The sequence below is a fragment of the Rahnella sp. CJA17(1/100) genome, assembly GCF_963881615.1.
GTDB classification, from domain to species: domain Bacteria; phylum Pseudomonadota; class Gammaproteobacteria; order Enterobacterales; family Enterobacteriaceae; genus Rahnella; species Rahnella aceris.
The window spans coordinates 475,468-494,950 of record NZ_CAWOJA010000022.1 but is presented as its reverse complement, the minus strand read 5'-3'; the positions used below and the strand labels follow the sequence as shown (position 1 = coordinate 494,950).

16 protein-coding genes are annotated in these 19,483 nt (G+C 54.0%); 11 read left to right on the top strand and 5 right to left on the bottom strand.

Features of this window, described 5'->3' with window-relative positions:
• Positions 1-37 precede the first annotated feature (37 nt).
• The 4 genes from AACU55_RS13650 to yejF are packed head-to-tail and all read left to right on the top strand — an operon-like array spanning position 38 to position 5,615.
• Complete coding sequence (locus tag AACU55_RS13650; protein ID WP_037036150.1) at positions 38-1,843, top strand: extracellular solute-binding protein; 1,806 nt, start codon at positions 38-40, stop codon at positions 1,841-1,843.
• Positions 1,844-1,853: 10 nt separating this feature from the next.
• Positions 1,854-2,948: a microcin C ABC transporter permease YejB gene (gene yejB / locus AACU55_RS13645; protein WP_013574649.1), complete on the top strand. Its 1,095-nt coding sequence runs from the start codon at positions 1,854-1,856 to the stop codon at positions 2,946-2,948.
• On the top strand, positions 2,948-3,991 hold the full coding sequence (locus AACU55_RS13640; protein ID WP_134705618.1) for an ABC transporter permease: 1,044 nt from the start codon (positions 2,948-2,950) through the stop codon (positions 3,989-3,991). The genes yejB and AACU55_RS13640 overlap by 1 nt, the downstream gene beginning before the upstream one ends.
• A 1-nt stretch (position 3,992) precedes the next feature.
• Positions 3,993-5,615, top strand: coding sequence for a microcin C ABC transporter ATP-binding protein YejF (gene yejF / locus AACU55_RS13635; RefSeq protein WP_037036151.1), 1,623 nt, complete (start codon positions 3,993-3,995; stop codon positions 5,613-5,615).
• A 43-nt stretch (positions 5,616-5,658) separates the two neighbouring features.
• On the opposite strand, the gene AACU55_RS13630 is transcribed toward yejF, so the two are convergent.
• Positions 5,659-6,003 (bottom strand): YejG family protein, encoded by a 345-nt coding sequence (locus AACU55_RS13630; protein ID WP_015689537.1) that lies wholly within the window; start codon positions 6,001-6,003, stop codon positions 5,659-5,661.
• 676 nt (positions 6,004-6,679) lie between these two features.
• Between AACU55_RS13630 and AACU55_RS13625 the strand changes: the two genes are divergently transcribed.
• The 3 genes from AACU55_RS13625 to AACU55_RS13615 are packed head-to-tail and all read left to right on the top strand — an operon-like array spanning position 6,680 to position 10,352.
• Complete coding sequence (locus tag AACU55_RS13625; protein ID WP_134705617.1) at positions 6,680-7,297, top strand: sorbitol dehydrogenase family protein; 618 nt, start codon at positions 6,680-6,682, stop codon at positions 7,295-7,297.
• The gene (locus AACU55_RS13620) at positions 7,297-8,952 is read left to right on the top strand and encodes a GMC family oxidoreductase (protein WP_112151188.1); all 1,656 of its coding nucleotides are present in this window, start codon (positions 7,297-7,299) and stop codon (positions 8,950-8,952) included. The genes AACU55_RS13625 and AACU55_RS13620 overlap by 1 nt, the downstream gene beginning before the upstream one ends.
• Entirely contained in the window at positions 8,949-10,352 is a 1,404-nt protein-coding gene (locus AACU55_RS13615) for a cytochrome c (protein WP_134705616.1), read from the top strand. The genes AACU55_RS13620 and AACU55_RS13615 overlap by 4 nt, the downstream gene beginning before the upstream one ends.
• A gap of 61 nt (positions 10,353-10,413) precedes the next feature.
• On the opposite strand, the gene AACU55_RS13610 is transcribed toward AACU55_RS13615, so the two are convergent.
• Positions 10,414-11,157, bottom strand: coding sequence for an SDR family oxidoreductase (locus tag AACU55_RS13610; protein ID WP_134705615.1), 744 nt, complete (start codon positions 11,155-11,157; stop codon positions 10,414-10,416).
• 8 nt (positions 11,158-11,165) lie between these two features.
• Positions 11,166-11,930: a gluconate 5-dehydrogenase gene (gene idnO, locus AACU55_RS13605; RefSeq protein WP_134705614.1), complete on the bottom strand. Its 765-nt coding sequence runs from the start codon at positions 11,928-11,930 to the stop codon at positions 11,166-11,168.
• A 205-nt stretch (positions 11,931-12,135) separates the two neighbouring features.
• Here idnO and AACU55_RS13600 point away from each other — a divergent pair, with 205 nt between their 5' ends.
• Together AACU55_RS13600 and AACU55_RS13595 are read left to right on the top strand one after the other, a co-directional pair.
• Positions 12,136-13,119 carry a LacI family DNA-binding transcriptional regulator gene (locus tag AACU55_RS13600; protein WP_013574640.1) on the top strand — a complete coding sequence of 328 codons (984 nt, stop codon included), beginning with the start codon at positions 12,136-12,138 and terminating at the stop codon, positions 13,117-13,119.
• Positions 13,120-13,294: 175 nt separating this feature from the next.
• The gene (locus AACU55_RS13595) at positions 13,295-14,647 is read left to right on the top strand and encodes an MFS transporter (protein ID WP_037036162.1); all 1,353 of its coding nucleotides are present in this window, start codon (positions 13,295-13,297) and stop codon (positions 14,645-14,647) included.
• Positions 14,648-14,890: 243 nt separating this feature from the next.
• Here AACU55_RS13595 and AACU55_RS13590 read toward each other — a convergent pair whose 3' ends face one another.
• Entirely contained in the window at positions 14,891-16,096 is a 1,206-nt protein-coding gene (locus AACU55_RS13590) for a Bcr/CflA family multidrug efflux MFS transporter (protein ID WP_013574638.1), read from the bottom strand.
• 27 nt (positions 16,097-16,123) lie between these two features.
• On the bottom strand, positions 16,124-16,831 hold the full coding sequence (rsuA, locus tag AACU55_RS13585; RefSeq protein ID WP_013574637.1) for a 16S rRNA pseudouridine(516) synthase RsuA: 708 nt from the start codon (positions 16,829-16,831) through the stop codon (positions 16,124-16,126).
• A gap of 332 nt (positions 16,832-17,163) precedes the next feature.
• On the opposite strand from rsuA, the gene AACU55_RS13580 reads away from it, so the two are divergent.
• Positions 17,164-18,927 (top strand): DEAD/DEAH box helicase, encoded by a 1,764-nt coding sequence (locus tag AACU55_RS13580; protein ID WP_134705613.1) that lies wholly within the window; start codon positions 17,164-17,166, stop codon positions 18,925-18,927.
• Between the two features lie 160 nt (positions 18,928-19,087).
• Positions 19,088-19,378: a 50S ribosomal protein L25 gene (gene rplY, locus AACU55_RS13575; protein WP_013574635.1), complete on the top strand. Its 291-nt coding sequence runs from the start codon at positions 19,088-19,090 to the stop codon at positions 19,376-19,378.
• Positions 19,379-19,483 lie beyond the last annotated feature (105 nt).

Below are 19,483 nucleotides of genomic sequence, written 5' to 3'. Positions count from 1 at the left end.
CATTATGCTGTCGTCATCACAGGAGTGCAGATTCAGGATGTTTTCTCGCGTTTTTGCCGGTGTGCTGTGCCTGCTGAGTCTCAGCGCACAAGCTGAAGTCATACAGGACAGTTACGCGTTCGCCATATTAGGCGAGCCCAAGTATGTCTCAAACTTCACCAGTTTTGACTACGTCAATCCTGCCGCCCCGAAAGGCGGTCAGATCACACTGGCGGCCATTGGTACTTACGACAACTTCAACCGCTTCGCGTCTCGCGGCAATCCGGCTGCGCGCAGCGGCTCGCTTTACGACAGCCTGTTTACCACCTCCAGCGATGAGACTGGCAGTTATTATCCGCTGATCGCCGACTCTGCCCGTTATGACAGCCAGTACCGTTGGGTCGAAGTGGATATCAATCCGCGCGCCCGTTTCAACGACAATACCCCGATTACCGCCAGTGATGTGGCCTTCAGCTTCCGAAAATTCATGACCGAAGGCGTACCGCAATTTCGCGTGGTGTATAAAGGTGTGGAAGTAAAAGCCATTTCGCGCCTGACAGTACGCATGGTGTTGCCGAAAGCGGATAAAGACATGATGCTCGGCCTGCTCGGTTTGCCGATTTTGCCGCAGACATTCTGGGAAAAGCATAAATTCAATGAACCGCTGAGTACACCGCCGCCGGGCAGCGGGCCTTACCGCATCAGCGATTACAAACTCGGTCAGTACATCACCTATTCCCGCGTGCCGGATTACTGGGCGGCCAATTTGCCCGTCAACCGGGGCCGCTATAATTTTGACACCATCCGCTACGACTATTACCTCGACGACAATGTGGCGCTGGAGGCGTTTAAGTCCGGCGCGTTTGATTTCCGCATGGAAACCTCGCCGAAACATTGGGCGACGCAATATCAGGGCGGTAATTTCAGCAAAAACTTTATCGTTAAAGCTGATGTGGAAAATCAGGCAGCGCAGGATACCCGCTGGCTGGCATTCAATATCCATCGCCCGCAATTCGCCGACCGCAAGGTACGCGAAGCCATCACTTTGGCTTTTGATTTTGACTGGATGAACAAGGCGCTGTATTTCGGGGCGTATCAGCGGGTGAACAGTTACTTCCAGAATACCGACTACGCGGCAAAAGATTATCCGAACTCCGCAGAACTGGCGTGGCTGGGGCCGCTGAAAGGCCAAGTGCCGCCTGAAGTCTTTAGCGCACTGTATCAGCCACCCGGCTCTGACGGCACCGGTAATGACCGCGCAAATCTGCTGAAAGCCACCGCATTACTGAAAGAAGCGGGCTGGGAAGTGAAAAATCAGGTGCTGGTGAATGGCAAAACCGGTAAGCCGTTTACCTTCGAGCTGCTGTTACCTGGCGGCGGGAATTCACAGTACGTCTTGCCGTTCCAGCATAATTTACAGCGACTGGGCATTAAGATGTCGATCCGTGAAGTGGATAATTCGCAGTTCGTGCGCCGTATGCGCCAGCGAGATTACGATATGCTGCCGACGGTTTATCCCGCCACGTCGTATCCGAGCAGCGATTTGCAGATTTACTGGAACAGTAAATATCTCGATTCCACCTATAACAAATCAGGTGTCAGCGATCCGGCCATTGACAAGCTGACCGACGAAATCGCCGCCAATCAGGGCAAACCTGATGCCCTGTTGTCGCTGGGGCATGCGCTCGACCGTGTGCTGACCTGGAATATGCTGATGATCCCAATGTGGTACACCCATCACGAGCGCTACGCTTACTGGGATAAATTCTCGATGCCAGCCGTCACCCCATCCAACGGAATGGAACTGGACACATGGTGGTACGACGTTAACCGCGCAGCCCGTTTACCTGCGCAACGCCGCTGAGGAGCATACTGTGGCCGCCTATCTTTTAAGACGACTGCTTCTGGTGATCCCCACGTTGTGGGCGATCATCACCATTAACTTTTTTATTGTGCAGATTGCTCCCGGCGGTCCTGTTGATCAGGCGATTGCCGCTATTGAAATGGGGCAGTCAGGCGGTTTACCGGGTGCCAGCGCGGGCAGCGGAAATGGCAAAGCGTCGCCGGGTTTAGCGCAGTTTGGTGAAGGTCAGTATCGCGGCGCACGGGGCCTGGATCCGGAAGTCATTGCCGAAATCACCCACCGCTTCGGCTTCGACAAACCGCTGCATGTGCGTTATTTCGAGATGTTATCCAACTATGTTCGCTTTAATTTTGGCGACAGTCTGTTCCGCGGCTCATCCGTTATGGGACTGGTGAAAAGCGCGCTGCCGGTTTCCGTTACCATTGGCCTGTGGAGCACGCTGATTATCTATCTGGTGTCGATCCCGCTCGGGATCCGCAAAGCGGTGCGCAACGGCACGAAATTCGATACCTGGAGCAGCTCCGTCATCATTGTCGGTTATGCCGTTCCCTCTTTCCTGTTTGCCATCTTATTGATTGTGCTATTCACCGGCGGCAGTTATCTCGACTGGTTCCCGCTGCGCGGCCTGACGTCGCCGAATTTCGATACCCTGCCGTGGTACGGCAAAGTAACTGATTACCTCTGGCATATTACGTTGCCGGTGCTGGCGACGGTGATTGGCGGGTTTGCGACCCTGACGATGCTGACCAAAAACTCGTTCATGGATGAAGTCGGTAAACAATATGTGGTGACTGCGCGCGCGAAAGGGCTGAACGAAAAACAAATTTTGTACCGGCACGTTTTTCGCAACGCGATGCTGCTGGTGATCGCCGGTTTCCCGGCCACTTTTATCAGCATGTTTTTCACCGGCTCGTTGCTGATTGAAGTGATGTTCTCCTTACAGGGGCTGGGATTGCTGGGCTACGACGCTATCGTACAGCGCGATTTCCCGGTGATTTTCGGCACGCTGTATGTTTTCACGCTGATTGGATTGCTGCTCAATATCGTCAGCGACATCACTTACACGCTGGTTGACCCGCGTATTGATTTTGAGGGCCGCCAGTAATGAGCCTTTTTAAACTGAACTCCGTCAGTCAGGCGCGCTGGGCGCGTTTTTGCCAGAACCGGCGCGGCTTCTGGTCACTGTGGATTTTCATGGTGATGCTGATCCTGGTGCTGTTATCCAACGTCCTCGCCAACGACAAACCGCTGCTGGCACGCTATCAGGGGCATCTCTACGTGCCGTTTCTGGTCAATTACAGCGAAACGACGTTTGGTGGTGAGCTGGAAACACCGGCCGATTATCAGGATCCGTTTGTCCTGCGCCAGATTGAAGATCACGGCTGGGCGATTTGGGCACCGATCCGCAGCAGTTATAACTCCATTAACTTTTCTACCGCGCAGCCCTTCCCTTCACCGCCTTCTTCTCAAAACTGGCTGGGCACCGACAGTAACGGGCATGATGTGCTGGCGCAAATCCTTTACGGGTTGCGGATTTCGCTGTTCTTCGGCGTTCTGCTGACGGCGATGACCTCCGTGATTGGCATGATTGTCGGTGCCACGCAGGGCTATTACGGCGGATTAATCGATTTGCTCGGGCAGCGCTTTATCGAAGTGTGGTCGAGCATTCCGACGCTGTTCCTGATTATTATTCTGGCCAGCGTGGTGCAACCCAACTTCTGGTGGCTGCTGTTGATCACCGTGCTTTCCGGCTGGATGATGCTGGTCAGTGTGGTGCGTGCGGAATTCCTGCGCACCCGCAACTTTGATTACATCCGTGCCGCACAGGCGATGGGCGTCAGCGACCGCGCTATCATGTGGCGTCATATGCTGCCCAATGCGATGGTCGCCACGCTGACCTATCTGCCGTTTATTCTTTGCGGCTCGATCACCACACTGACGTCACTGGATTTTCTCGGTTTCGGCCTGCCGCTGGGCTCGCCATCGCTGGGTACACTGCTGATGGAAGGGAAGAATAATTTGCAGGCGCCGTGGCTTGGGATCAGCGCTTTCGTGGTGCTGGCCGCGCTGCTGTCATTATTGATTTTCATTGGTGAAGCCGTTCGCGATGCCTTCAATCCGTCCGCACACCATAATGAGGTGCTCTGAAATGACAGACGCTGCGTTATCCGCCCCGTTACTGCAAATCAAAAATCTCAGCGTCGCATTCCGTCAGGGAAAACAGCAACGTGAAGTGGTCAGCAATGTGTCGCTCGATATCCGTGCCGGTGAAACGCTGGCGCTGGTGGGTGAATCCGGCTCCGGCAAAAGCGTCACGGCGCTGTCAGTGTTGCGCCTGCTGCCCTCTTCCGTGGTCTATCCGCAAGGCGACATTCTGTTTGCCGGACAATCCTTACTGAACGCAGATGCCAGCACATTGCGCCAGATCCGCGGCAACCAGATTTCGATGATATTTCAGGAACCGATGGTGTCGCTAAATCCGCTGCATACCATCGAAAAACAGCTGACTGAAGTGCTGACGCTGCACCGTAATCTTCACGGTGATGCGGCACGCACTGAAATTCTGCGCTGTCTGGATCGCGTGGGTATTCGTCAGGCCGCCTCGCGCCTGCGGGATTTTCCGCACCAGCTTTCCGGCGGTGAACGCCAGCGCGTGATGATTGCCATGGCGGTGCTAACCAGGCCAAAGCTGCTGATTGCCGATGAACCGACCACCGCGCTGGACGTCTCCGTGCAGGCACAGATTTTATCGCTGCTCGACGAGCTCAAGCAGGAAATGGGGATGGCGATGCTGTTTATCACCCATAACCTGCGCATAGTGCGCCGTCTGGCAGACACCGTAGCAGTCATGCAACACGGGCGCGTCGTGGAGCAGCAATCACGTACCGCACTTTTCAGCCAGCCTCAGCACCCTTATACCCGCCAGCTGTTACAAGCCGAACCACAGGGTCGCCCGCAGCCGCTGACCGGCAAACCGCCTGTTCTGCTGGATGTGAAAAATCTGGATGTCGGTTTTCCCGTCAAACGCGGCCTGCTGCGTCGCACGGTCGGCATCAAACACGCGGTGAACCAGGTCAGTTTCCAGCTTCGCCGGGGAGAAAGTCTCGGTGTGGTGGGCGAGTCCGGTTCAGGCAAAAGCACCACCGGGCTGGCATTGCTGCGTTTGCTCAAATCTCAAGGGGAAATCTGGTTTGACGGCCAGCCACTGCATGCTTTCTCGCGTAAGAAAATGCTGCCGTTCCGCAGCCGGATTCAGGTGGTGTTTCAGGATCCTTTCTCTGCGTTAAATCCGCGCTTTACCGTCGGGCAAATCATCGCTGAAGGTCTGCTGGTGCATCGCAACGTCAGTGAACAGGCGCGCGATAAAGCAGTGATCCGCGCAATGCAGGAAGTGGGGTTGGATCCGCAATCCCGCCACCGCTACCCGACGGAGTTTTCTGGCGGCCAGCGCCAGCGTATCGCGATCGCCCGTGCGTTAATTTTACAACCGGAAATGCTGATCCTGGATGAACCTACGTCGTCGCTGGATAAATCGGTTCAGGCGCAGATTCTGACCATTTTAAGTGAGTTACAGCAACGTCACGGCCTGACATATCTGTTTATCAGTCACGATTTACACGTGGTGCGGGCTTTGTGCCATCAGCTGATGGTGTTGCGAAACGGAGAAGTGGTCGAACAGGGAGAGTGTGAGCAGATTTTTACTGCACCGCAGCAGGCTTATACCCGCGAATTACTGGCCGCGTCAGAGGCTTTCGACACCCACCAGCGCTGAGACGCAGGCAAAACACGCCGGAATGCCTCGGGATTGCGGCGTGTCAGAAAGGATAAAGTGCGGTTACAGATTCCGCGATCGCTGCGCCGATATTTTTCAGGCAGCAGAGCGTGGCACTTTCATCTTCACGATGAACGAATAAACACGGCTCGCCGTCGATTTCAACAATCGCCGCTTTTACCTGAATATCTTCTAATGCATCAGTGAGCTGATGCATCACCTGCCAGGCGAATTCGCCCTCATGGCTGAGCAGTTTCAGGCCGATCAGATTGTTATCTTCATCATTACCAGGCAGCGGAATCGGTTCAACTTTGATACCCGCAAAACCTGACAACCAGCGATAACTTTGCGGCAAACGATGTACTACCGAAAGTTGGATATTATTCACGTCGTTCCCCAGACAATGATACATGCAAATTATTTACACGCTGTTTTTACAAAATAGCTACAACCACACTGCTTAAGTTATAGCCGACAGGCTGCTCTTTGCCTACTCTTCGTTCAAATTATTAACATTGAATTAACGTAATAGGATACAAATTGACAGACTGTTGCTAATTTTATGTCTGCTCCCGACCATATTGAGAGGCAGATCTCATTTTGGCTTATTTGTAACCTTTTACGCCTTTATTAACAACCACTTTAATCAATTGTCGCTACCTTTCGTCCCTTATTTTTTTACATTTAATATACAAATCAAACTACGTAAACATGACCAATTACGCACTAAAATGATTAATATCAACAGGATAGTTAAGTCAGAGGAGTTAAGAATGATGCGGTATCGGTTAATTTCATTTTGAAATGAACCTGTTGGTTACATTTTTTATCGTCGCGCATCATACGTTAAAATCTGGATCTAATGTTAATAAATCCGCACAATTTGTTTGCACAAATCCCTCTTCTCTGGCTTATCATCCGCATCGTTATAAGTGGTATACCCTATCGGGACAGACATCGGCAAAACTAACCCGCTGATAAATCTCGTATTACGCAAATTATAATAAGAATCAGACAGCGAACTCCCTGCCTTTTGGCAAAAACCCATTCCCAGAGAGAAAGAGATGGAAAACGATCCTTCAATCATTGGAAGCAACACACCCGAAAATGGAACCGGTTTCAGTCGTCGTGAACTCCTCAAAGGCCTGACGTCTGCGATGGTGGCAACTACCCTGCTCGGTTTCCCGTTCCTGAGCCAGGCGGAGAAAGAAACCGCCACGCAGGATCCGGTTATCTTCGGCCAGTTCTACCTGGTATCGCAGGCTATCACTGAACATAAAAATATCAGCGAAGGCTCTTCCGCACAGATTTTCAACGCATTCTATCGCTCACAACCCGACTTCCCTGCGCAGGTCAGCAAACTACACGCGCTGGTGAAACCCGGTCAGGCAGCGAAGGATTTGCAGGAAGTGGCAAAGCAAAACGGTTTGGGTGAACTGGTGACCCGCATCGTCACCGCCTGGTATACTGGCACGGTTGGACATGGAACCGATTCCATTTTAATTGCATACAAAGATGCGCTGATGTATCGCCCGGTCAGTGACGGCCTGATTGTGCCCACTTACTGCGGAAACGGTCCGCTGTACTTCACCGCCGCACCTCCCGCCGCTGCGATGCCTGAATCCATGGATGCTGATCGTTTTACTAATCCTTCTGAAACACATGTTGTGAGCAAAGCCTGATGAAAAAACCAGAATTTACGGCAGACGGTGATGCGTCTGCTGATGTGATTGTTGTCGGTTCCGGTATCGTGGGCGGCATGATTGCCGATCAGCTGGTCAGCCAGGGATATTCCGTTCTGGTGCTGGAAGCTGGTTTGCGCATTGAGCGCGCGCAGGCCGTTGAAAACTGGCGCAACATGCCTTTCGAAAACCGCGCTGGCTCTGACTTCCAGGGGCTTTATCCGCAGTCTGAAAAAGCCCCCGCACCGCTGTACTTCCCGGAAAATAACTACGTCCATCTGACCGGGCCGAGTGCCAGCAGCTTCAAACAAGGTTATCTGCGCACCGTCGGCGGCACCACCTGGCACTGGGCAGCATCCTGCTGGCGTCACGTTCCCAACGATTTCAAAATGAAAACGTTGTACGGCGTGGGCCGCGACTGGCCAATTTCCTATGATGAACTCGAACCTTATTACTGCCGTGCTGAAGAAGAAATCGGCGTAGCCGGTCCGAATGACCCTGAGTTGCAGTCGCCTTCTGAGCGCAGCAAACCCTATCCGATGGAACAGGTGCCTTACGGTTACGGCGACACCCGTTTTGCTGAAATCGTTAACCCGCACGGTTACCGTTCCGTGCCAATTCCGCAGGGTCGCAGTACCCGTCCGTGGAATGGCCGCCCGACCTGTTGTGGCAACAACAACTGCCAGCCAATCTGCCCGATTGGTGCGATGTATAACGGAATTGCGCACGTCGAACGCGCTGAGAACAAAGGTGCCGTGGTACTGGCTGAAGCGGTGGTCTACAAAATTGACACGGATGAAAACAACAATGTGACCGCCGTTCACTGGCTGGATAATCAGAAGAAATCGCATAAAGCGACCGGTAAAGTGTTCGCGCTGGCCTGTAACGGCATCGAGACGCCACGCCTGTTGCTGATGGCCGCTAACGAAAAAAATCCAAACGGTATCGCCAATTCGTCTGATCATGTTGGTCGTAACATGATGGATCACTCCGGTTTCCACTGCACGTTTATCGCCAAAGAGCCGCTGTGGATCGGTCGTGGTCCCGCGCAGAGCAGTTGTCTGGTCGGCCCGCGCGATGGCGATTTCCGCAAAGACTATTCTGCCAACAAAATGATCCTCAACAACATCAGCCGCGTGATCCCTGCGACCTCTAAAGCGTTGCAGATGGGGCTGGTGGGCAAAGAGCTGGATGAAGAAATCCGCCGCCGTTCCATCTTTGGCGTGGATTTGTCCATCAGCCTGGAACCGCTGCCGGATCCAAATAACCGCCTGACACTCAGTACCACCCGTAAAGATCCACACGGTCTGCCATGCCCGGATATTCACTACGATGTCGGGGATTACGTGCGCAAAGGCGCAGAAGCGGCTCACAAGCAGCTTGAGCATATCGGTTCCCTGTTCATGGCAGAAGAATTCAATATCACCACCAGCCTGAACGCCAATAACCACATCATGGGCGGCACCATCATGGGCAGTGATCCGAAAGATTCTGTAGTCAACGGCGAATGCCGCGCACACGACCACGCTAACCTGTGGTTGCCGGGCGGCGGCGCGATCCCGTCCTCCAGCGTGGTGAACAGTACGCTGACCATGGCCGCACTCGGCCTGAAAGCCGCCGATGATATGGCGAAAAAACTGGCAGGTGCCGCATGAAGAAACTTCTCACCGCCTGCCTGCTGGGCACATCGCTAAGCGGATTCGCCTTCGCTGCGGACAATCAGGCTGAAGTGATCCGTCAGGGGCAAGAAGTGGCGACAGCCGCCGACTGTCAGGCCTGTCATACTGCCCCGGAAGGCGGTAAAGCGTTTGCCGGTGGTTATGAAATCCATTCACCGATGGGCACGATTTACACCACCAACATCACACCGTCGAAACAGTTCGGTATCGGTAATTACACCGAGGCACAGTTCACCCGCGCGGTGCGGGATGGTGTTCGCCCTGACGGTGCCAATCTGTATCCGGCCATGCCTTACACTTCCTACAGTCATATGAGCGATGCCGACATGCATGCGCTGTATGTCTATTTCAAAGAGGGTGTGAAGCCGGTCGAACAACCGAATGTTGAAACTGCCCTGCCGTTCCCGTTCAACATGCGTATTGCGATGGCGGGCTGGAACATGATGTATCTCGACAGCACGCCGTTTAAGCCGGATCCGTCGAAAAGTGAACAATGGAACCGCGGTGCGTATCTGGTCAACGGTGCCGGCCACTGTGATACCTGTCATACGCCACGTAACCTGATGATGGGTTCTGTGACCGATAAACCGCTGGCAGGCGGCATGGTCGGCCCGTGGTATGCCCCGAATATCAGCTCGGATCCGGTCAGTGGTATTGGTAACTGGTCGCAACCTCAGCTGGTGGAATACCTGAAAACGGGCCGCACCGCCGGGAAAAACCAGGCAGCGGGCGGTATGGCGGAAGCGGTTCAAAACAGTCTGCAATATATGTCTGACACCGATCTGAACGCGATTGCCTTCTACCTGAAAAACAGCACGCCGGTGCGTGACCCGCGTGATACGCAGGCGGCGGACACCTTCGGTAAACCGGTGAACGTGGAAGAAGGTTTACGCGGCGCGCACCCGTTTAATGCGAACAAAACCATCGACAACGGTGCGGCACTGTTCAGCGGTTATTGCGCCAGTTGCCACCAGCCGGACGGTTCTGGCAGCGAAAATCAGGCATATCCGTCGCTGTTCAACAATACCGCCACCGGCATGGGTAATGCGTCTAATCTGATTTCCGCCATTCTTTACGGCGTGGAACGACAGGTCGGCGACCATCACGTACTGATGCCGAAATTTGGCGTGGGCTCGTATGTCGGTCAGTTAGATGATCAGCAGATTGCTGACATCTCCAACTACGTGCTGAAAAACTACGGCAATGCGGCCATTCAGGTCAGCGCACATGATGTCGCGGTGTTACGCGCAGGCGGTCCGGTGACATTACTGGCGAAACTGCAACCGTTTATGGCTCCTGCAATGGTGGCTGGCGTGATTGTTCTGCTGGTGCTGATTTTCTGGCTTGGCCGGAAACGCAAAACCAAAGCAGCGTAATCCGTACACTGAAATGCAAAACGGCCCTGTTTGGGCCGTTTTTTATATGCGGATCTGAAAACTAACCGCGCCCGACCAGCGGCATGGCGCTCGCCATTACGGTCATGGTCAGCACGTTAGTGTCGAGCGGTAAACCGGCCATAAACGCCACCGCCTCACCGACGCGCTCCACCGGGATTACCGGTTCCTCAGCGATATGTCCGTCCGCCTGCATTCTGCCTGCCAGCGCTTTATTGCCCATATCCGTCGCCGCATTGCCGACATCAATTTGCCCGCAGGCAATGTTGAACGCGCGACCATCGAGCGCGGTGGATTTGGTCAGTCCGGTAATCGCGTGCTTGCTGGCGGTGTACGGCGCAGAATTCGGGCGCGGCGACTGCGCCGAAATCGAACCGTTGTTGATGATACGTCCGCCTTGCGGCGTTTGTTGTTTCATCAGTTTTACCGCTGCCTGCGTACACAAAAAAGCACCGGTCAGGTTGGTATTGATCACCGACAACCAGTCTTCCACCGGCAGTTGTTCGATCGGCACATCCTTCACGTTATTACCGGCGTTATTGAACAGCAAATCCAGCCGCCCGTAGGTTTCCTTAATATCCTGAAACAGCGCGGCCACCGATTGCGGGCTGGTCACATCCAGCTGACGTGCCGCCGCCTGCCCCGGTGTAAACAACGCGACCGCCTGGTCGAGTTTTGCCTTATTACGCCCGGCCAGAATCACTTTAAATCCGATCGCTTCCAGCGCTTTCGCGGCGCTCAGGCCGATACCGCTGCCCCCGCCAGTGATTAATGCGATTTTGTTCATTGGGCCTCCTATACCGCAGCTAACATGCCGCCATCGATGAATAAAAGATGACCATTCACAAAATCTGACGCCTTTGAAGATAAGTACACTGCACCGCCCACCAGTTCTTCAGGATTGCCCCAGCGTGCAGCCGGCGTGCGTTTACACAGCCATTCGGAGAACTCTTTGTTATCGACCAGCGCCTGGGTCATGTCAGTTTTGAAATAGCCCGGCGCGATGCCGTTCACCTGAATATTGTAGCGTGCCAGTTCAACGCACATGCCACGGGTCAGCATTTTTACTGCACCCTTTGAGGCGGCATACGGCGTGATGGTGTCGCGGCCCAGCTCGCTTTGCATGGAACCGATATTGATAATTTTGCCGCGCTCGCGCTGGATCATGTAACGCGCCACCGCCTGCGATACCAGGAACACAGATTTCTGGTTTACGGCAATCACATCGTCCCAGTCTTTTTCCGGAAACTCGGTGAATTTATGACGGCGCTGGATACCGGCGTTATTCACCAGCACATCAATCGGCCCGATGGTGCTTTCGATATGGTCAATCGCCTGATTCACCGCCTGACTGCAGGTGACATCAAACGGCACGGCATGGGCGATAAAGCCTTCAGCACGCAGGGCTTCGGCTGCTTTTTGCGTGGATTCCTGTTGTGTACCGTTAACGATAATTTCCGCGCCATGCTGCGCCAGCCCTTTCGCCAGCAGGAAACCCAGACCGCGCGTCGAGCCGGTAATCAGAATCTTTTTATTGTCCAGTGAGAAGAGATTTGTCATGACGTTGGCCTTATTGAACGCTGATTTAAAAAGTTAGCTTCACTACACCGGTTTACCCCGCGCTAAACTGTGATGCAGGTCACCTGACGGGATGTTAAAAAACCCTGTTACTCCGGGTGTGATCATCATCATTTTGATAACAATCTCCGGCGCTTTCTGTTTCAATAACAAGGTATATTTGCAGGCCCAATCAGGAAAACTCCGCATGAGAAACCAGCGCGTGACACTACAGGACATCGCCCAACTGGCGGATGTCACGAAGATGACGGTGAGCCGTTTTCTGCGCACGCCGGAAAAGGTGTCTCCTGAAACCCGCGAACGCATCACGAAGGTGATGGAAGAAGTGGGATATCCGCTGGAAGAAGCCCGCGGACCGGCCAAAGCGCCGCGTATCGGCATTTTAGTGCCGTCATTTAACAACCAGATTTTCTCCGACTTACTGGCGGGCATTGAGTCGGTCACTTCCGCGCAGGGCTTTCAGACACTGGTAGTCAATTACGATTACAGCAAAGAGCGCGAGGAAGAACACATCATTAATCTGCTCGGTTACCAGCTTGCCGGGCTGATCCTCACGGATTCCGTGCATACCCTGAAAGCCGATAAGTATCTGAATGCCGCAGAAATTCCTGTTGCGCAGGTGATGGATCTCGACGATCCGCACGGGCGTATTGCCGTCGGTTTTGATAACCAGCAGGCCGGTTACGATATGGCGAATACGTTGCTCGCCAGCGGCAAAGAACATGTGGTGTATTTCGGTTCGATGTCAGATGCCCGCGACCAGAAGCGTTATCAGGGTTACAGCCGCGCAATGGATGAACGCGGGCTGACGCCGGTGCATATCACGCCTAATAAAGTGTCGTCGGTATCTATCGGTGCGGGCATGCTGGCCATGGCGCGTCAGTTATATCCGCAGACCAACGCTATTTTGTGTACCAATGACGATATTGCCGTCGGCGTGTTACAAGAATGTATCAAACAGGGGATCCGCGTCCCGCAGGATATGGCAATTTCCGGTTTCCACGGGCTGGATATCGGCCTCGCCACCACACCATTATTAGCCAGCGTGATCACTCCGCGCTTTGAGATGGGGAAAGTGGTGGCAGAGATATTGCTCAAAAAAATCAGGAACCTGCCGACGATCGAAAGGGTGGATTTGCATTACCGTATTTCCCTCGGCGGCACCATTTAATCCTCCTTTCCCGTCCATTTCTCCCCCTTCGTCCTGCACGCCAACTCCGGTGCAGGATCACGTAAGTGGTAACACCTTTTCTTAACATAATTCAACGTGACTCCTGTCACGAAATACTTTCCTCAAAATGCTTTTATTAAGCCATCACCGGTTACAGGCACACAGAGGAAAGAATATGGATAATAAGATTCCTAAGGCTCGCTGGCTTCGAGTAATAACGCCAATCCTTATCGCTTGCATTATTTCCTTCATGGACAGGGTCAATATTAGTTTCGCCATGCCCGGCGGGATGGACGCGGAATTAGGGATTACCGCTTCAATGGCCGGTCTGGCCGCCGGTATCTTCTTTATCGGCTATTTATTCCTGCAGGTGCCGGGCGGCAGCCTGGCGGTACACGGCAGCGGACGGAAATTCATTGCCTGCTCATTGATTGCCTGGGCGGTGATCTCCATCCTGACCGGCTTTATCACCAATCAGTATCAGCTGTTGTTCCTGCGCTTTGCACTGGGTGTGGCAGAAGGCGGGATGCTGCCGGTAGTGCTGACGATGGTCAGCAACTGGTTCCCTGATAAAGAACGTGGCCGCGCCAATGCTTACGTGCTGATGTTCGCGCCGCTCGGCGGGATGATCACCGCGCCGTTGTCCGGTTTGATTCTTGATACGCTCGACTGGCGCTGGTTGTTCATCATCGAAGGGGCATTATCTTTCGTGGTGATGATTTTCTGGTGGTTCACCATCAGCGACCGTCCGGAAGAAGCGAAATGGCTGTCAGAGCGTGAACGCGACTATCTGGTGACGGAACTGAACCGCGAACGCGAAGCCCTGAAAGCCCTGGCACCGGTGAATAACGCGCCGCTGAAAGAGGTGTTCCGTAACAAGTCTATCGTCAAACTGATCATCATAAACTTCTTCTATCAGACCGGGATTTACGGCTATACCTTGTGGCTGCCGACCATCCTGAAAAACCTGACCGGCGGTGACATGAGTTCAGTGGGTATGCTGGCGATTATCCCTTACGTCGGCACCATGCTGGGGATCCTGGCGATGTCGGTGCTGTCGGATAAAACCGGTAAGCGTCGTATGTTCATTGCCCTGCCGCTGTGTGGTTTCGCAGCTTGTCTGGCGGCCTCTGTCGCATTTGGCCATAACATCATGGCGGCCTACGGTTTCCTGGTCGGTGCCGGTTTCTTCCTGCAAGCCGCCACCAGCGCCTTCTGGACCATTCCGGGTAAAGTCACCACGCCGGAAGTGGCAGGCAGCGCACGGGGTGTGATCAACGGTCTGGGGAATCTGGGCGGTTTCTGCGGTCCGTATCTGGTCGGCGTGCTGGTCAGTCTCTACGGCCAGAGCACCGCGATTTATGCCCTGGTGGCCTCATTACTGATTGCCGCGGCAGTCACCACGTTGCTGCCAAAAGAGTGCGATATGGCGCTGGTACCGGGGGCGAAGGCCAAAGCCATGGCCGACGAATATGCCCGTGCCAAAGCGGCGCGCCGGGTTCAGGGAGTGAAAGCAGAAGTGATTTAATGATCCAGCACGAAGCAGAGAAAACGGTGCTGGTTTTGCTCCTTCCCCTGCGAAGGGGGAGGTTGGGAGGGGGTTTTAAGGGCTAACATCTTGTCAAAGCACACTTTACCTTTTTGATTTTGACCTTAATACCCCACCCCAGCCCTCCCCTTCGCAGGGGAGGGAGCAGACCGAACCCTGCTTCTACGTCTGTAAAACCAGCAGATCAATCGGACTTTGCACCTCCCCCGCCAGGGAGACAAGTTATGCCGTTTCCGCAGACACTTTCACCGGACGGCTGGCGTAGAGATACAAAAGCGTCGCCGCCAGTATGCAAAACGCCATTGAACCGACCATCGGCCAGGCGCTTTTCGCCGTAAACAGTGACAGCACAGAACCAATCGCCGCACCGGTTCCGAAACGAATCGTCCCCGCCAGTGAAGCGGCTGTACCGGCCATGTGCGGGAAGTCATCCATAATGACGGCCATGGCGTTAGACGTCACCATCGCAATCACACCGACATACCCCGCCACACCGATCACCATCGCCCAGAATGGCAATCCGAAGGTACAAACGATCACCAGCCACATCCCCATCGTCAGTTGCACAAACAACCCGAAGCGGAACATTTTCACCGCGCCCGTACGGCGCACGTTACGGCTGTTGATGAGTGTCAGAATGACCAGTGCGACGATGTTCAGCGCAAAGTAAAAGCCGAAGTTCTGCGGCGAAACGCCATTAAGTTCGATGTAAACAAACGGACCGGCGCTGAGGAAAGAGAACATCCCGGCAAATGAGAAACCACTCGCCAGCATATAACTGAGCACACGTTTGTGACGGAACAGGGACGCAAAGTTACCGACGCTGGTACGCAGATGAAATTTCTGCCGTCGTTCCTTGGGCAGTGTCTCTTTGATATAGACGCCCACCAGCGTCGCGGCAATCAGCGCGGCGATGGCCATTGCCCAGAAAATCGCGTGCCAGCTGAATATGGCCATCAGCAAACCACCGAGCATCGGTGCCAGCAGCGGCGCAACCGTCATCACCAGCACCACAAAAGACATCATTCGCGAGAATTCATCTTTGGTGAACATATCGCGCATCAGCGCGTTGATGACCACACTTGCGGCAGCGGCTGCCAGACCGTGCAGGAAACGCATCCAGACCAGTTGCTCGACCGACTGCGCCAGCGCACAGGCACCGGCCGCGACGGCAAAGATCATCACGCCCCAGAAGATAACCGGCTTACGCCCGAGGCTGTCCGCCATCGGTCCGTAAAACAGCTGCCCTATTGCAAAACCCAGCACGTAAGCGCTGAGCGTCATTTGCACGCTGCCCGCCGGAACGCCATATTCCTGTGCGATCACGGGCATACTTGGCAGATACATATCGATGGCCAGAGGCATCAGCATCGATATCAATCCCAGGATGAAAATCAGTCCGACGTGGGAGACCGGTTTTTCTTGCACTTTCAGCTGCTCCAGTTATCGAAAAAACTATCGCGAAGGAACGCCAACGCTGGCCACTTCCTGCTCAGTTAACGGACGGTACTGACCCGGTTCTAAATCTTCATCCATCACAATCTCGCCGATACGTTCACGGTGCAACGCAACCACACGGTTACCGACGGCGGCAAACATGCGTTTTACCTGATGGTAACGGCCTTCGCTGAGGGTGAGACGCACCAGACAGTCTTCGATTTTTTCGAGCTGTGCCGGTTTGGTCAGGGAATCTTCGTTATGCAACTGCACACCGGCCTCAAACTGCGCGGCGGTGTCATCAGCCAGCGGATGTTCGAGCGTCACCAGATAGGTTTTTTCGCAGTGATGACGCGGCGAGGTGATGCGGTGTGACCACTGACCGTCGTCGGTCATCAGCACCAGACCGGTGGTGTCGATATCCAGACGCCCCGCGGCATGCAGTTTGTAGGCAACGGGTTCTTCGAGGAAATACAGCACGGTCGGGTGATCCGGATCATCGGTAGAACACACGTATCCCTGCGGTTTGTTGAGCATGAAATAACGCGGGCCGGTGATTTGATCCAGCACATTGCCATCAAACTCGACGCGTTGTTCAGGGCTGATTTTCATTGAGCCGGTTTTGACGATTTCACCGTCTACGGTGACACGTTTGTTACGCAGTTCGCGCAAAACCAGCGCGCGGCTTACGCCTAATTGCTGAGAGAGAAACTTGTCCAGACGCATTGGATCGACTTGCCTTCATGGCGATCTGAGTGATCGCGTTACTGATAAAACACAAGACCCCGCCGTCGCAATACAGCAACTGACAGGGTTCAGGGTTGTTCGGTTCGTAATAATTGCAAAGAGTTATTATTACTTCGGGGGGGCAGAAATACTGCCGCATTGAGCGCATTAGTATAGCCGTGCATCCTGCAAGGAAGAAGGAAAATAAGCAGGCTAAACATTCACAGCGGGCGATTTCTTTGCTCATCGCCATCAGCCGGATTTCTTGGCATACTGCATTACTGTTTTTATAAACAGGTAAGTTAACTCAATAACGAACAGGTGATCATCGCGTGACTGTTTTTACCCTCCGCCCTTACCAGCAAGATGCCGTGGATGCCACGCTGCGTCATTTTCGCCAGCACGACGAACCGGCTGTGATTGTGCTGCCGACCGGCGCGGGAAAAAGTCTGGTGATTGCCGAACTGGCGCGCGTTGCCCGCGGGCGTGTGCTGGTGCTCGCCCACGTCAAAGAACTGGTGGCGCAAAACCACAGCAAATACCTTTCTTACGGGCTGGAAGCCGATATCTTCGCCGCAGGCCTGAATCTCAAGCAAAGCAGCGGCAAAGTGATATTTGGCAGCGTGCAGTCCGTCGCGCCTAACCTGGCGGAGTTCAGCGGTGAGTTTTCCCTGCTGATTGTCGATGAATGCCACCGTATCTCCGACGATGACAACAGTCAGTATCAGCAAATCATCGGCCATCTCAAAGCACAAAACCCGCGCCTGCGGCTGCTCGGCCTGACCGCCACGCCCTACCGTTTGGGCAAGGGCTGGATTTATCAGTATCACCATCAGGGCATTGTACGCGGCGATGCCAACAGCCTGTTCCGCGACTGCATCTATGAACTGCCATTGCGTTACATGATTAAAAACGGCTTTCTGGTACCGCCGGAACGGCTCGATATGCCGGTAGTCAGTTACGATTTCAGCCGCCTGCAGGCCAGCAGTAATGGTCTGTTCAGTGAAGCCGATCTGAATGACGAATTACGCCAGCAAAAGCGCATCACGCCGCACATCATCAGCCAGATTATTGAGTTCGCGCAGGATCGCAAAGGGGTGATGATTTTTGCCTCGACGGTGGAACACGCCGGTGAAATTTTCGGTCTGCTGCCGAAAGGCGAAGCGGCGCTGATCAGCGCACAAACACACGCGGTGGAACGGGACAGGCTGATTACCGCGTTTAAAGCGCAGCAGTTACGCTATCTGGTGAATGTATCGGTGCTGACCACCGGCTTTGACGCACCGCATGTGGATCTTATCGCCATCCTGCGCCCGACCGAATCCGTCAGTCTGTATCAGCAAATTGTCGGACGCGGGCTGCGGCTCGCACCAGGCAAAACGGATTGCCTGATCCTCGATTACGCCGGAAACCCGCATGACCTGTTTACGCCGGAAGTCGGCAGCCATAAACCGGCAGGTGATAACAAACCGGTGCAGGTGTTCTGCCCGGCCTGCGGTTTCGCCAATATTTTCTGGGGAAAAACCACCGAAGACGGCACAGTCATCGAGCATTTTGGCCGTCGCTGTCAGGGCGTGCTGGAAGACGATGAAGGCAACCGCGAGCAATGTGATTTCCGCTTTCGCTTTAAAAGCTGTCCGCACTGTGGCGCCGAGAACGATATCGCCGCACGGCGTTGTCATCAGTGTCAGGAAATTCTGGTCGATCCCGATGATATGCTGAAAGCCGCGCTGCGCCTGAAAGATGCACTGGTGCTGCGCTGTGGTGGTATGAATCTGCAAAACGGGCACGACGACAAAGGCGAATGGCTGAAGATTACTTATTACGATGAAGACGGTGCTGACGTTTCCGAGCGCTTTCGCCTGACGACGCCTGCCCAGCGCATGGCGTTTCTGCATAACTTCCTGCGCCCGCACCAGCGCGCGCCGGGCGTACCGCTGGAATGGAATACCGCCGCGGATATCGTCGCGCAGCAGATTTTATTGCGTCATCCGGATTTTGTGGTGGCGCGCATGAAAGGCCAGTTCTGGCAGGTGCGGGAAAAAATGTTTGATTATGAAGGCCGCTACCGGCGCGCTAATGAACTGCGCGGGTAACTGGGATGACCAAATCGGTAATTATTCGTTGTTGCTGCGCGCCGACTCCGGTATCATACCGCCCGCTTTCGCCTTGTGTGAAAGCCGCAGTACTCAACTCGTCACTCGGTCGCAGGTGGCGGGGCACATTTTAGAAGTAGTTCTAATCGAGAAACATACAATGATCACTATCAATGTAGAAGTACGTCCACAGGACGAGCAGGGCAAAGGTGCGAGCCGCCGCCTGCGTACAGCAAACAAATTCCCAGCTATCGTTTACGGTGGCTCAGCTGCTCCGGTTTCTATCAAACTGGACCACGATTCTGTCAAGAATCTGGAAGTTAAAGCGGAGTTCTACTCTGAAGCAATTACTCTGGTTATCGACGGTAAAGAAACCAAAGTTAAAGTTCAGGCTGTACAGCGTCACCCGTTCAAGCCAAAACTGGCTCACATCGACTTCGTTCGCGTTTAATCGCTGACTGAGTTGTTGCGCATCGGGACGCCGTGCGAGAACAAATAAAAAACGCCGCTTATGCGGCGTTTTTTATTGGGCGCTATTCTGATTTGCTCCTCCCCC

Coding starts and splice junctions, on each gene's coding strand:
- AACU55_RS13650 (WP_037036150.1), top strand. CDS start 38: ATGTTTTCTCGCGTTTTTGCCGGTGTGCTGTGCCTGCTGAGTCTCAGC.
- AACU55_RS13640 (WP_134705618.1), top strand. CDS start 2,948: ATGAGCCTTTTTAAACTGAACTCCGTCAGTCAGGCGCGCTGGGCGCGT.
- yejF (WP_037036151.1), top strand. CDS start 3,993: ATGACAGACGCTGCGTTATCCGCCCCGTTACTGCAAATCAAAAATCTC.
- AACU55_RS13625 (WP_134705617.1), top strand. CDS start 6,680: ATGGAAAACGATCCTTCAATCATTGGAAGCAACACACCCGAAAATGGA.
- AACU55_RS13620 (WP_112151188.1), top strand. CDS start 7,297: ATGAAAAAACCAGAATTTACGGCAGACGGTGATGCGTCTGCTGATGTG.
- AACU55_RS13615 (WP_134705616.1), top strand. CDS start 8,949: ATGAAGAAACTTCTCACCGCCTGCCTGCTGGGCACATCGCTAAGCGGA.
- AACU55_RS13610 (WP_134705615.1), bottom strand. CDS start 11,157: ATGAACAAAATCGCATTAATCACTGGCGGGGGCAGCGGTATCGGCCTG.
- idnO (WP_134705614.1), bottom strand. CDS start 11,930: ATGACAAATCTCTTCTCACTGGACAATAAAAAGATTCTGATTACCGGC.
- AACU55_RS13600 (WP_013574640.1), top strand. CDS start 12,136: ATGAGAAACCAGCGCGTGACACTACAGGACATCGCCCAACTGGCGGAT.
- AACU55_RS13595 (WP_037036162.1), top strand. CDS start 13,295: ATGGATAATAAGATTCCTAAGGCTCGCTGGCTTCGAGTAATAACGCCA.
- rsuA (WP_013574637.1), bottom strand. CDS start 16,831: ATGCGTCTGGACAAGTTTCTCTCTCAGCAATTAGGCGTAAGCCGCGCG.
- rplY (WP_013574635.1), top strand. CDS start 19,088: ATGATCACTATCAATGTAGAAGTACGTCCACAGGACGAGCAGGGCAAA.